The 13,087-nt window shown below is 73.1% G+C and carries 12 protein-coding genes; 5 read left to right on the top strand and 7 right to left on the bottom strand.

Annotated elements, in window-relative coordinates; translation table 11 throughout:
- Positions 1 to 25: 25 nt before the first annotated feature.
- Positions 26 to 658 carry a TasA family protein gene (locus tag PZ894_RS15685; protein ID WP_275746188.1) on the bottom strand — a complete coding sequence of 211 codons (633 nt, stop codon included), beginning with the start codon at positions 656 to 658 and terminating at the stop codon, positions 26 to 28.
- 347 nt (positions 659 to 1,005) lie between these two features.
- On the opposite strand from PZ894_RS15685, the gene PZ894_RS15680 reads away from it, so the two are divergent.
- Entirely contained in the window at positions 1,006 to 2,070 is a 1,065-nt protein-coding gene (locus PZ894_RS15680; protein WP_275746186.1) for a hypothetical protein, read from the top strand.
- A gap of 140 nt (positions 2,071 to 2,210) precedes the next feature.
- Here PZ894_RS15680 and PZ894_RS15675 read toward each other — a convergent pair whose 3' ends face one another.
- The 3 genes from PZ894_RS15675 to PZ894_RS15665 form a co-directional block, all read right to left on the bottom strand.
- Positions 2,211 to 3,230 carry an inorganic phosphate transporter gene (locus tag PZ894_RS15675; protein WP_275746185.1) on the bottom strand — a complete coding sequence of 340 codons (1,020 nt, stop codon included), beginning with the start codon at positions 3,228 to 3,230 and terminating at the stop codon, positions 2,211 to 2,213.
- A 6-nt stretch (positions 3,231 to 3,236) separates the two neighbouring features.
- Positions 3,237 to 3,854, bottom strand: a complete 618-nt coding sequence (locus PZ894_RS15670; RefSeq protein ID WP_275746183.1) for a DUF47 family protein — start codon at positions 3,852 to 3,854, stop codon at positions 3,237 to 3,239.
- Between the two features lie 101 nt (positions 3,855 to 3,955).
- Positions 3,956 to 6,118 (bottom strand): RNA degradosome polyphosphate kinase, encoded by a 2,163-nt coding sequence (locus tag PZ894_RS15665; protein WP_275746182.1) that lies wholly within the window; start codon positions 6,116 to 6,118, stop codon positions 3,956 to 3,958.
- A gap of 72 nt (positions 6,119 to 6,190) precedes the next feature.
- Between PZ894_RS15665 and PZ894_RS15660 the strand changes: the two genes are divergently transcribed.
- On the top strand, positions 6,191 to 7,207 hold the full coding sequence (locus PZ894_RS15660) for an alpha/beta hydrolase (RefSeq protein WP_275746180.1): 1,017 nt from the start codon (positions 6,191 to 6,193) through the stop codon (positions 7,205 to 7,207).
- Between the two features lie 81 nt (positions 7,208 to 7,288).
- Here the strand turns inward: PZ894_RS15660 and PZ894_RS15655 are convergent, their stop codons facing one another.
- Positions 7,289 to 9,634: a hypothetical protein gene (locus tag PZ894_RS15655; protein WP_275746178.1), complete on the bottom strand. Its 2,346-nt coding sequence runs from the start codon at positions 9,632 to 9,634 to the stop codon at positions 7,289 to 7,291.
- A 46-nt stretch (positions 9,635 to 9,680) separates the two neighbouring features.
- On the bottom strand, positions 9,681 to 10,040 hold the full coding sequence (locus tag PZ894_RS15650; RefSeq protein WP_275746177.1) for a DsrE family protein: 360 nt from the start codon (positions 10,038 to 10,040) through the stop codon (positions 9,681 to 9,683).
- A 95-nt stretch (positions 10,041 to 10,135) separates the two neighbouring features.
- Here PZ894_RS15650 and PZ894_RS15645 point away from each other — a divergent pair, with 95 nt between their 5' ends.
- The 3 genes from PZ894_RS15645 (at position 10,136) to PZ894_RS15635 (ending at position 12,098) form a co-directional block, all read left to right on the top strand.
- The gene (locus PZ894_RS15645; RefSeq protein ID WP_275746175.1) at positions 10,136 to 10,630 is read left to right on the top strand and encodes an FABP family protein; all 495 of its coding nucleotides are present in this window, start codon (positions 10,136 to 10,138) and stop codon (positions 10,628 to 10,630) included.
- 81 nt (positions 10,631 to 10,711) lie between these two features.
- On the top strand, positions 10,712 to 11,131 hold the full coding sequence (locus tag PZ894_RS15640) for a Fur family transcriptional regulator (protein ID WP_275746173.1): 420 nt from the start codon (positions 10,712 to 10,714) through the stop codon (positions 11,129 to 11,131).
- Positions 11,124 to 12,098, top strand: a complete 975-nt coding sequence (locus PZ894_RS15635) for a folate-binding protein (protein WP_275746171.1) — start codon at positions 11,124 to 11,126, stop codon at positions 12,096 to 12,098. The genes PZ894_RS15640 and PZ894_RS15635 overlap by 8 nt, the downstream gene beginning before the upstream one ends.
- A gap of 149 nt (positions 12,099 to 12,247) precedes the next feature.
- Here PZ894_RS15635 and mshD read toward each other — a convergent pair whose 3' ends face one another.
- On the bottom strand, positions 12,248 to 13,069 hold the full coding sequence (gene mshD / locus PZ894_RS15630; protein WP_275746169.1) for a mycothiol synthase: 822 nt from the start codon (positions 13,067 to 13,069) through the stop codon (positions 12,248 to 12,250).
- Positions 13,070 to 13,087: the final 18 nt, after the last annotated feature.

Here is a 13,087-nt window from a genome sequence, read left to right as displayed (position 1 = left end):
CGGACGCGTCCCTCAGGCGCTGCGGTCAGGACACCGGCGTCGGGATGACGACGCTGTCCTTGCCGCTGCGCTGCGTCCCGGTGACCGACCAGGTGATGTCGGCGGTCTGCCCCGCGACGTCGTTGCCGGCCGACGAGGGCAGGCTCAGGGTCGCGCGGAGGTAGATGGCCTTGTCGTCGTTGAGCGTGTTGATCCAGCTCTGGGTCCACCAGACGTCGTGGACCGACTGCACCGCGATGTTGCTGGGACCGATGTAGACGGGGGTGGTCGAGCCGTTGCAGCTCAGCTTGTCAGCGCTGGTCGTCCAGGCCTGCGAGCACTTGTCGACCCCGAGGATCAGCTTGCTGGTCAGCGTGTTGTTGGTCGCGTTCGTGGTGACCGCGAGGTCACCGAGCTTCACCGAGCCGGCGCCGCGCGAGATCGTGATCGGGACCTGGACCTTGTCGCCCGGGACCATGTTGCTCAGGTCGAGCTCGACGCCCTGGCCGCCGCCGTTCATCCGCACGTCGACGACGCCGGTCTCCACGCTCGTGTCGGCGGTGGTGGTGTCGGTGAACGCACCGAACGTGCCCACTCCGGCAACCGTGGCTGCTCCGGCGACCAGCGCGATGCTGGCGAGAATCTTCGTCGCGTTCCGGCGAACACTGTTGATGCGCATCGGGTTCCCTCCCCCTGGGACCGCCGGAGCCCCACTCCGGCGGCTGATCCTGATGACAGAATCAAACCCCGCCCGTCTCAAGGACCCGCGTCGCCAACCCGCCGGATTGTTGCAAGGCAAATGCAAGGCGATCGGCCGAACGTGCCGGCCGGTGTCGCTGGTGGGGGCTGCGGTCGCCTGCGGGGGGATAGCCAGTGACGGGATGGCTGCACTCAGGCGTCCGGGCCGACCATCCCGTCACTGGCTATCCCCCGGGCCGGCCCGACATCCCTCCGTCGGCCGGCCCCCGCCGGGACGACCTGTGGATGACGGCGGCGCCGCACCGGACGGATACGCGAACGTGAGACATGCCCCGCAAGGCACACATGACGCCGCCCCGGTTCGACCCGGCTCGCCCGAGACTGGTGCGTCCGGTGCCGGTCGAGCCCCAGGGGCTCAGGGGACCTACGCGTGGCCAGGCGCGCGGGCCCCACTGGAGGCGCACGAGTTGCGGCTACTACGTCCCGGCCGATGTCGACGGCGACCTCGTCGAGCAGCGGATCGTGGAGGCCGGCCATCACGTCTCCCCCGACACCGCGGTCACCGGCTGGGCGTCCCTGCGCTGGCAGGGCGCGACGTGGTTCGACGGGCTGGGCGGCGACGGACGCACCCCGCTGGCCGTCCAGCTCACCAGCATCCGGCGCAGCGTCCGCGAGCAACCCGGCATCGCGGTCACCGGGGAGTGCATCCCGCCTCCGTTCCGCACCGTGGTCGACGGCCTGCAGGTCGTCGTACCGGTGTCCGCGGTGGCCTTCGAGATGCGGTACGCCGACCACCTGGTCGCGGCCGTGCGAGCCTTCGACATGGCGGCCGCCGCCGACCTGGTGAGCTGCGCCGAGCTCCTACGTCACCTCGAGCTGCTCTACCACTGGACGGGCATCCCCGTCGCCAGGGAGGCGGCCGCGCTGGCCGACGAGAACGCCTGGTCGCCCCGGGAGGTCGACGTCCGGCTTGTCTGGCCGCTCGTCCTCGCGCTCGAGCCGCCGCTGACCAATCGCCCCGTCTTCGACCTCGAGGGGCGTCATCTGGGGACGCCCGATCTCCTCGACGTCGAGGCCGGTCTCGCCGTCGAGTACGACGGTGGGCTGCACCTCGAGGGCAGGCAACGGGCGAAGGACCTCGTGCGTGCCGACGACCTCCGCCGCGCGGGGCTCGAGTACCTCGACCTGGTCGGCGCCGACGTACGCGAGCCGCTCCGGCTCGAGCGTCGGATCCGTGAGGCTCGTGGGCGGGCACTCGCCAGCCGGCCCGGGGAACGGCGATGGACGCTCGAGCTCCCGGGCTGGTGGACGCCCACCCACACGGTCGATCTGCGACGCGCGCTGTCGGACGACCAGCGGGAGCGTCTGTTGCGCTACCGGCGCGCCGGTTGATCCGTGGGTCGGGTGATCCCGGGGGCCGGGTGGGTGGTGGCGCGGGGATACCCAGTGACGGGATGGCTGTCCCGGGTCAGTCCTGACGACCATTCTGTCGCTGGCTATCCCGGACGAGACCGGTCACGATGGAGCAGGTCCTACTGACCCAGCACGAGGTGCAGGACCGTGTAGAACAGCGCGGCGACGAGGCCGGCCATGGGGAAGGTGAGCACCCAGGCGGCGACGATGGAGCGGGCGACACCCCAGCGGACGGCGGAGAAGCGCTTGGTGGCGCCGGCGCCCATGATCGCCGAGGTGATGGTGTGGGTGGTCGAGATCGGCGCGTGGAAGACGAACGCCGTGGTGTAGAGGACGCCCGCGCCGACCGACTCGGCGGCGAAGCCGCGCGCCGGGTCGAGGTGGATGATCCGGCGGCCGAGCGTGCGCATGATGCGCCATCCGCCGGAGTAGGTGCCGAGCGAGATCGCGCCCGCGGCGGCGACGACGACCCAGAGCGGGAGGTTCTCCTGCGGCTCGCCGGCGGCGTTCGTGTAGTAGCCGGCGGTGGTGAGCGCCAGGAAGATCACGCCCATCGTCTTCTGCGCGTCCTGCAGGCCGTGGCCGAGCGCCAGCGCGGCGGCCGAGACGGTCTGTGCGGCACGGAAGCCGCGGTAGACCCGGTGCGGGTTGCGCCGTCGGAAGATCCACATGATCCCGAGCATCACGAGGAAGGCCGCACAGAACCCGAAGACCGGGGAGAGGACCATCGGGATCAGCACCTTGTCGACGATCGTCTCCCAGTGGACGATGTCGGTGCCCTGGGCGGCCAGCGCGGCGCCAACGAGCCCGCCGATGAGCGCGTGGGACGACGAGGACGGGAGCCCGAAGTACCACGTGATCAGGTTCCACACGATGGCGCCGAGCAGGCCGCCGAGTACGACGACGAGGCCGTGGTTGCCGTCGGGCGGCGAGATCACGTCGCTGACGGTGTGCGCGACCTCCTGGCCGAGGAGCGCGCCGACGAAGTTCATGACCGCGGCCAGCACCAGGGCGATCCGCGGGGTGAGGGCCCGCGTCGACACCGACGTGGCGATGGCGTTGGCGGCGTCGTGGAAGCCGTTGGTGTAGTCGAAGGACAGGGCAACGACGACGACCGCGATGACGATCGCGAGGTCCATGGCTGGTCAGGACTCCTTGACCGCGATTTGCTCCACGGTGTTGGCGACCTTCTCGAAGGCGTCGATCGCCTCCTCGAGGGCCTCGGCGATGTCCTTGAGCTTCAGCACCTCGATGGTCTTGAAGTCGCCGCTGAAGATGTTGGCGATGATGCGCCGGTGGTTCTTGTCGCCGGTGTTCTCGAGTCGGTTGACCTCGATCCAGTACTCCTCGAGCGACTGCATCGACTGCAGGTTCGGCATCGCCGCCGCGGTCAGCTCGGCGCACCGTTGGAGCACCTCGACCTGGCCGGACAGCTCCGCCGGCAGCACCTTGACCTCGTAGAGCAGGATCATGTCGACGACCTCGTCCATCATGTCCATGACGTCGTCGAGGCCGGAGGCGAGCGAGTAGATGTCCTCGCGGTCGAACGGCGTGACGAAGGTCGAGTTCACCCGCTTGACGATCGCGTGCGTGGTCTCGTCGGCGTTGTGCTCCGCCTCTCGCATCCGGCGCGCCACGTCATCGTGGTCGGCACCCTCGGCGAGCATGTCGGCGAGGAGCGAGGCCCCGGTGACGAGGTGCTGCGCCGACTCGGTGAGGAGGTCGTAGAACGAGGTGTCGACGGGTCGGAATCGCAAACCCACGGTTAACTCCTGATGAGGAGGACAAGGCCGCAGAACAGCCTAGGGGGTGGCCCGCGGAATCACGCAAGCGAGGGCCTCCCGGACGGACCGCGCGGCCGGGGTCACCGGCGCCGACGCTGCGCCTCGATCAGGGCCTCCTGGAGGTGGGTCGTGCCCTGGTTGCGGGTCCACAGGCCCTCGCTGTCGAGCTCCCACGCGCTCGTGTCGTCGTCGAAGGCCAGGTCGAGCAGCTCCCCGATCGCGGCGACGTTGCCGTTGCCGGGCAGCCGCACCAGCACCTCGACGCGCCGGTCGAGGTTGCGGTGCATCATGTCGGCGGACCCGATCCAGGCGACCGGGTCGCCGGCGTTCTCGAACCAGAAGACGCGGCTGTGCTCGAGGAACCGGCCCAGCACCGACCGCACGGCGATCGTCTCCGACAGGCCGGGCACGCCGGGTCGCAACGCGCAGATGCCGCGCACCAGCAGCTCCACGGGCACGCCCGCCTGCGAGGCCAGGTAGAGCGCGTCGATGACCGCCTCGTCGACCACCGAGTTGGCCTTGAGCCGGATCCGCGCCGGCCGCCCGGCCCGCTGGTGCGCGATCTCGCGGTGGATCTGCTCGACGAGCCCGGACCGCAGCGAGTCGGGAGCGACCAGCAGCTGGTCGTACGACGCGTTGCGCGACCACCCCGACAGGTTGTTGAACAGGTGGGCGACGTCCTCGCCGATCCGCTCGTCGGTGGTGATCAGCCCGAGGTCCTCGTAGGTCCGCGAGGTCTTCGGGTTGTAGTTGCCGGTGCCGATGTGGGTGTAGCGGCGGATCCCGGCCCCGTGACCGGCCTCGTCGCGCACCACCATCGCGACCTTGCAGTGGGTCTTGAGGCCGACCAGGCCGTAGACGACGTGGCAGCCCGCCTGCTCCAGCTTGCGGGCCCAGCGGATGTTCGCCTCCTCGTCGAACCGGGCCTTGATCTCGACGATCACCAGCACCTGCTTGCCGCTCTCGGCGGCGTCGATAAGGGCGTCGATGATCGGGCTGTCGCCGGAGGTCCGGTAGAGGGTCTGCTTGATCGCGAGCACGTGCGGGTCGGCGGCGGCCTGCTCGATGAACCGCTGCACCGACGTCGCGAACGAGTCGTAGGGGTGGTGTAGCAGCACGTCGTGCCGCCGGGCCGCCTTGAAGACGTCGACGGGCGCGGACGACTCCACCTCGGCGAGCCGCGGGTGCGTGACCGGCACGAATGCGGCGTACTTCAGCTCCTGCCGCGGCAGGTCGGCGATGTCGTGCAGTCCACGCAGGTCGAGCGGGCCGGGCAGCCGGAACACCTCGTCCTGCGAGATCCCGAGCTCCGACATCAGCAGGTCGAGCACCTGGGGGGCGATCGACTCCTCGACCTCCAGGCGCACCGGCGGACCGAAGCGGCGGCGGAGCAGCTCCTTCTCGAGCGCGGCGAGGATGTTCTCGGCATCGTCCTCCTCGACCTCGAGGTCCTCGTTGCGGGTGACCCGGAAGGTGTGCACCTCGAGGACGTCCATGCCGGGGAAGAGGCGCTTGAGGTGCTCGCCGATGACGTCCTCGAGCGGCACGAACCGCTGGTGGCCGACCGGCACGAACCGGGAGAAGATCGGCGGCACCTTCACGCGAGCGAAGTGCTCCTTGCCGGTCTTGGGGTTGCGGATCAGGACCGCGAGGTTGAGGGAGAGACCCGAGATGTAGGGGAACGGGTGCGCCGGGTCGACCGCCAGCGGCGTCAGCACGGGGAAGACCCGCTCCTTGAAGAGGCGCTTGCACGCCCGCTGCTCGTCGCGATCCAGGTCGGACCAGCGCAGCAGCTGGATGCCGGCGTCGGCGAGGGCGGGTACGACGTCGTCGCGGAAGGCCCGGGCCTGCCGCTCCGCCAGCTCGCGCGTGGTGACCAGGATCCGGTCGAGCAGCTCCTCGGGCATCAGTCCGCTCGCGGCGGGGACCGCGAGACCGGCGGCCATCCGCCGCTTGAGCCCGGCGACCCGCACCATGAAGAACTCGTCGAGGTTGCTGGTGAAGATCGCCAGGAAGCGGGCCCGCTCCAGCAGCGGCAGCTGCGGGTCCTCGGCGAGCTCCAGCACCCGCTGGTTGAACCGCAGCCACGAGATCTCCCGGTCGAGGAAGCGGTCGGCGTACTTCTCGACGGCCGCCAACGCCTCGCCGTCGGGCTCGTACGGCGGCTCGACGTCGAACGGCTGGTCCGGGACGGTCTCGCCATGACTGGCGACGGCGTCCGGGGGCAGGCTGTCGAGCGTCATGCCTCCGAGTGTGGCACCAGACGATGAACAGGAGGTGACGCGCGATCCGGCTCGCTCGGTAGGTTGCCGCGCGTGAGCATCCTCGAGCGCGTCGAGCGCCTGGCCCTGCGCGGCGCGATGGCGCTGCCCGCCCCGCTGCAGCGGCTGCTGGCCGGCCGACCGGTGGTCCGCGACGGGGAGGCCCTGGCCGTCGACACCCAGCTGATGCTGCGGATGCAGCGGGTGGTGCGCGAGCCGGGCGCCGAGACCCTCCCGATCGCGGACGGTCGGCTCGCCGTGCTGCGGCACACGCGCCTCGCCGCGGGCGACCAGCCGATCGGGTCCGTGCGCGAGCTGACCGTCGCCGGACTCCCGGCGCGGCTCTACACGCCGTCGCTCGACCGGGGATCGCTGTTGGTGTTCTTCCACGGCGGCGGCTTCATGTACGGCGACCTCGACTCCCACGACGCCGCCTGCCGCTTCCTCGCCGAGCGCTCCGGGGTGCGGGTGCTGGCCGTCGACTACCGGCTCGGTCCGGAGCAACCCTTCCCCGCGGCGTACGACGACGCGATCGCGGCGTACCGCTGGGTCGTCGAGCACGCCGACGACCTCGCCGTCGAGCGGGACCGGATCGCGGTCGGTGGGGACTCGGCCGGCGGCAACCTGGCCGCCGTCGTGGCGGTCGAGGCTGCCCGCTCGGGTCTGCCGCTCGCGTTCCAGCTCCTCGTCTACCCCGCGACGGACGCGGTGCGCGAGACGGCGAGCGCGCGGCTCTTCGCCGACGGCTTCTACCTGACGCGCGCCTTCATGGACCTCGCCAACGCCAGCTACATCGGCGACCACGACCTGCGCGACCCGCGGGTCTCCCCGGCGTACGTCGACCTGCCCGCGGGTCTCGCGCCGGCGTACGTCGCGACCGCGGGCTTCGACCCGCTCCGCGACGAGGGAGAGGCCTACGCGCGCCGGCTCGAGGCCGCCGGGGTGCCGGTCGAGCTGCGCCGCTTCGCCGACCAGATCCACGGCTTCTTCAACGTGGTCGGGATCGGCCGCACCGCCCGCGCCGCCAACGCCGAGATCGCCGCGGCCCTGCGGGCGGGGTTGTCGCGATAGTCCCTGACGTCCTCGGGGTCGACAGGCCGTCGGAACCCCGAGAACGTCAGGGACTATCCCAGCGAGCGGCCACTGAACGGGTCAGCCCTTGCGCTGCCACCAGTGGCGCTGGTTCTGCAGGTCGAGCAGCTCGGCCCGGACCTCCTCCAGCTCGCGGGCGAGCTCGCGCGCCTTCTCCTCGGCCTCGACCCGCTCGCGCAGCGCGTCCTCGGCGACCTCCGCCTGATGGCGTACGGCGGCCTCGACCGCACTCCGGTCGGCGGCCCGCGCCTCGGCACCCGCCTCTGCCTCGGCCCGCAGCCGCGCCTGCTCGGCGGCCGCGCGCTCGGCGGACTCCCGGTCCGCGATCGCCTGCTGGAGCTCCTCGGCCTGGCGGGCGGTCGCCTCGCTGGTGGAGTCGAGGACCTCGCGGAGCCGGCGCTCGACCTCGAGGCGCTCCGCGGACGCCGCGGCGGCGAGCTCGGCGTGCGCGCGGGCGTCGTCCTCGGCGGCCCGCTGGGCCGCAAGCGCCTCGGCGGCCGCCCGCTCGGCCGCCGCCCGGGCGGCGGCGTGCTCCTCGGCGCGTGCGTCGGCAGCGGCTCGGGCCTCGTGCGCCAGCTGGGCCTGGGCCGCCTGCTGCTCGGCGCGCTGGTGGGCCGTGGTCTGGTCGGTCGCGGCATGGGCCGCGGCCTCGGCCTGCTCGCGGGCCCGCATCTCGGCCTGCTCGCGGGCGGCCTGGGCCTCCGCTGCCCGTCCGGCGGCGGCCTCCGCTGCCCGTTCGGCCACGGTCCGGTCCGCGTGCGCGGCCGACGCGGTGTCGAGCTGCGCCCGGGTCTGCGCCTCGGCCTCCTCGCGCGCGGCGACCGCTCCCGCCGCGAGCTCCTCCGCCGCGAGACGCGCCGCGTGCGCCTCCTCGGCGCGCACCGACTGCGTGCGCGCGCTCTCGTCGGCGGCCATCCGGGCGTCGTGCGCCGCCTGCAGCGCCACCGCCATCTCCGCGGCGGTACGACGCGCCTCCTCCTCGCCCGCGGCGGCGGTCGCCGTCGCCTCGGTCTGTCGGGCGGCCACCTCCTCGGCGTGGGCGCGGGCGGACTCGGCGGCCTCCGCCGCGGCCGCCTGCGCGCGGGCGGTCTCCTCGGCTGCGGCCCGGGCGGTGTGGGCCGTCTCGGCGAGCCGGGCGTGCTCGGCGGCGGCCTCGTCGGCGGCGGTGCGCGCGCGGAGAGCCTCGGTCGCCGTGGTCTCGGCCGTCGCCCTGGCCGTCGCCTGGTCGGAGGCGGCCTGCTCCGCCGCCGCGCGCGCCTCCTGCGAGACGCGCACGAAGTCGTCGTGGGCCCGGGTCGCCTCGGCCAGCTCCTCGGCGAGCCCGGCGGCGCGTGCCTCGGCCGCCTCGCGGTCGGCGTGCGCCTGCTGCGCGCTCGCCTCGGCGGTGTGCACCGACGTCTCGGCGGCAGCGACGGCGTCGCGGACCGTCTGCTGGGCGGTCGCCGCGGTCTCGCGCAGCGACTCCTCGGTCGAGGTGGCGGCGTCCCGCAGACCCTGCGCGGCGGTCGCCGCGGTCTCGCGCAGCGACTCCTCGGTCGTCGAGGTCAGCTCGCGCAGCGAATCCTCGGCGGATGCGCCGATCTCGCGCAGCGACTGCTCGGTCTCCGCCGCGGTGTCGCGCACCGTCTGCTCGGTGCGCGTCGCGAGCTCACGCACCGACCGCTCGGCGGCCGCCGCCGCGTCGCGCATCGTCTGCTCGGTGCTCGTCGCGAGCTCGCGCAGCGACTCCTCGGCCGCGGTTGCGGCCTCGCGGGCAGACTCCTCGGCGGCGAGCCGGGCCTCGTGGGCGGCGGCGGCCGCCTCGGCCTGCTGCCGTGCCTTCTCCTCGGCGGCGGCCCGGGCCTCGTCGGCGCGCGCTGCCTGCTCGGCGGCCGCACGGGCGGCGTCGTCGGCCGTGGTGCGGTCGACGGTCTGCTGGGCGGCGGCCTGCTCGGCGGCGAGCCGGAGCGCGGTGGCGACCTTCGCGGAGTCGACCAGCTTGCGGGCGGCCTCCTCGGCCTCCTGGCGCGCCCGCGTCGCCTCGGTCGCCGCCTCCTCGAGCCGGACCCGCTCGGCCGCGTGGGCCTCGCCGGCCTCCTCGGCGGCCCGGCGCGCGTCGTACGCCTCCTGCGCCTTCTCGGCGTGCTCGGCCGCGCGCTGATCGGCCTCGATGCGGGCGCGGGCCGCGACCTGCGCGGACTCCTCCGCGACGAGCCGCTCCGCGGCCTGCTCGGCCGCGGCCTGCTCGGCCCGGCGGCGCAGCTCCGCGGCGCGCTCGATCGCCGCCTGCAGGTCCGCAGGGGTGCGCACGGCAGGCTCGGCCGTCGGCGGACGGGGCGGCGCGTCGGGCGGCGTCGTGCCCTCGTCGGCCGGCTGGTCGCCCTTCCGCTGCCACCAGCGGGTCGGAGTCGGATCGTTCGAAGTCATCAGTGGTGCAGCCTAGGGCCTCGCGAGCATCGGGCGGAGGGATCGGTCAGTAGACGAGTGCCTGGGCGTCCGGGGCCAGGGCCTCCTCGACGAACGCCGACGCCCCCGCGATCCGCACGCCCGGCAGCAGGTCCGCCTCGGTGATCCCGCGACGCTGGGCACACTGCGAGCACACGGTGACGCGGCCCCCCTCGGCGACCGCCGCGACCAGGTCGGCCACCGGGGCGGCGAAGGGGAGCGCGTACGCCGTCCGGCCGGCCACGCCCAGCCACGCGCCCTCGCCGGTCAGCCACAGACTGACATCCGCTCCGGCGCTCAGGGCGGTCGCGGCGACGGTGAGCCCCTGGTTGCTGCGCTCGGGTTCGTCGGAGCCGCAGGTGACCTTGACGACGAGTGGGCGAGTCATGCGGGGTCCCCGAAAAATCGTGCGCTGGGGGAGCGGAGCGGAGGAAGCGCTCGATTTTGTGGGGTGCTCATACGCGCCACTCTAGAGTTGGGACCATGCCGTTCGAGCTCCCCGAGAACCTGCACCCCCACTGTGGCCCGGTCGCCTGGCTGCTGGGACGGTGGGGCGGCCGCGGACACGGCGACTACCCGACGATCGATGCGTTCGAGTACGGCCAGGAGCTCGTCTTCACCCACGACGGCCGGCCGTTCTTCCACTACTTCTCCCGCTCGTGGATCGTCGACGCCGACGGCGAGAAGGTGCGCGACGCCGCGCAGGAGGCCGGCTTCCTGCGCTGTCACCCCGAGGGCAAGGTCGAGCTCCTGCTCACCCACAACACCGGGTTCGTGGAGATCTGGTACGGCGAGGCCGACGGCGGCAAGCTCGACCTGACGACCGACGCCGTGGTGCGCACCGAGACCGCCAAGGAGTACGCCGGCGGCAAGCGTCTCTACGGCAACGTGGAGGGTGACCTCCTCTACGCCTACGACATGGCCGCGATGGGCCAGCCCGTGCAGCCGCACCTGTGGGCGAGGCTGGTGCGCCAGTGAGGACGCCGTGACCACCACCCCACGAAATCGCGGACTTCCCCCGCTCCGCTCCTCCAGCCCACGATTCCGCAGGGCCCCCGGGTGAGCGAGGACCTCGCCGCCCGGCTGCACAGCCTGGGCTACCGGCTGACCCCGCAGCGGCAGCTCGTGCTCCGGGCCGTCGAGAAGCTCGGCCACGGCACCCCCGACGAGATCCTCGCCGAGGTGCAGCAGCACGCCAGCGCGGTCAACGTCTCCACGATCTACCGGACGCTCGAGGTGCTCGAGGAGCTCGGCCTGGTGCGCCACACCCACCTGTCCGACCGCGCGCCGACATACCACTCGGTCACCGACCACGAGCACTTCCACCTGGTCTGCCGGAATTGCCACCGCGTCATCTCCGTTGACCCGGAAGTGGCGGCGCCGCTGACGAAGGCCCTCGAGCAGCAGCACGGGTTCGTCGTCGACGTCGGCCACCTGGCGATCTTCGGCGAGTGTGTGGAGTGTGATCAGGATGACTAGCCCGCTGACCAGCCCATTGCTGGGCCTGCCCGGCGCCGTGGCCGCCGACGGCGTCGACCGCGCCGTGGCCGCCCACTACGGCTCGTTCAACGGCGAGCAGCGCACCCTCGAGGCGGGGGAGGGATTCGTCGACCTCTCCCACCGCGACGTCGTCCGCGTCTCCGGCCCCGACCGGCTGACCTGGCTGCACTCGCTCACGACGCAGCACCTCGAGTCGCTGGCCCCGAAGGTGTGGACCGGCGTCCTGGTCCTCAGCCCGCAGGGCCACGTCGAGCACGCGTTCTTCGGGTACGACGACGGCGAGTCCTTCACCGCCCACACCGAGCCCGGCGCGGCCGCCGCGCTCGTCGAGTTCCTCGACCGGATGCGGTTCATGATGCGCGTCGAGGTCGCCGACGTGACCGACGAGCTCGCGGTCACCTGGCGCCCGTCGTCCACCGCCGAGGGGCCGTACGCCGGCTACGAGCTCGTGCCGCGCGACCGGCTCACGTCGTACGCCGAGGCAGCCGGCCCGGCTTGCGGCCTGTGGGCGTTCGAGGCGCTGCGCATCGCGCGCGGCGAGCCGCGCCTCGGGCTCGACACCGACCACCGCACGATCCCCAACGAGGCCGGCTGGATCGGCCCGGCCGTCCACCTCGACAAGGGCTGCTACCGCGGCCAGGAGACGGTGGCCCGCGTGCACACGCTGGGGCGCCCGCCCCGGCGGCTGACGCTGCTCCACCTCGACGGCTCCGAGGACCGGCTGCCCACCGTCGGCGCCGACCTTCTGCACGGAGAGCCCGGGAAGGAGAAGGTCGTCGGCTTCGTCGGCACCTCCGCCCGCCACCACGAGCTCGGCCCGATCGCGCTCGCGATGGTGAAGCGCAACGTGCCGCTCGACGTCCAGCTCACCGTCGAGGGGATGCCGGCCGCCCAGGAGGTCCTCGTCGACCCCGAGGTCGGCCTGCACGTGCGCCCGCTGCGCTGAGCCCCCTGCGCCGAGCCCCGCGCCGAGCCTCTGGCCCGGGGCGGGTGTGCGGCCGCGCCTCGCGATGTAACGGGGGATTGTGGGATCTGCTCACCCGTCATAACGGGGTACAAGTGCCCACAACACCCCGTTACACCTGCGCCGCCGCGCTACCCGCGTCGATACATCACGTGCGTGTCGGCGTCGGCGTGCGTGAACCCGAGCCCCGAGTAGACCGCCACGGCCGGCGCGTTGTCGGACTCGACGTAGAGCAGGATCTCGTCGACGCCCAGTCGCGCCAGGTGGTGCAGACCGGCCAGCGTCATCACCTTCCCCAGCCCGCGTCCCTGCGCGGCCGGGTCGACGCCTACCACGTAGACCTCTCCGAGGTCGGCGCTGTGCTGCTTGGTCCAGTGGAACGCCGCGAGCCGGTCGCCGTCGCGGCCGAGGAGCAGCCCCGCCGGGTCGAACCACGGCTCCGCCATCCGCTCCGCCAGCTCGGTGGCGTCCATCGCGCCCTGCTCGGGGTGGTGGGCGAACGCCGCCGCGTTGACCCGGATCACCTCGTCGGCGTCGGCCGGGGTGTAGCCCCGGATCGTCAGCCCGTCGGGCACGACCAGCTCGGGCAGGGGCAGCGCGGCCGCTCGGCGCATCACCCACAGCGACCGGACGCGGTCGAACCCGTGCCGCTGAGCGAGCCGCGCGGCCGCCGGGTGGTCACCGTGCGACCACGCGCTGAGCGGGCCCGCGCCGTACGCCGCGAGCGCCTCGCCGAGCAGTCGCCCACCGAGCCCGTGCCCACGCGCGGCGGGCCGCACGACCAGGCCGAGCTCGGTGCCGATCAGCAGCGCGAACCCGTCGTCGTCCACGCGGCTGCGCACCGAGTCCGGGCGGTGCCGCAACGCCCGCCAGGCGGCCGCGTCCAGCGGCGCCGCCCCGTCGGCCTCCTCGGCCTCCGCGGTGATCGTGGCGAGGGCGTCGAGGTCAGGCACCCTGCCAGCCTAGGGGCG

It is taken from the genome of Nocardioides sp. YIM 152315 (assembly GCF_029210375.1).
Classification (GTDB): domain Bacteria; phylum Actinomycetota; class Actinomycetes; order Propionibacteriales; family Nocardioidaceae; genus Nocardioides.
Note: the sequence above shows the minus strand (reverse complement) of the source record. Positions and strands in the feature narration are given on the sequence as shown.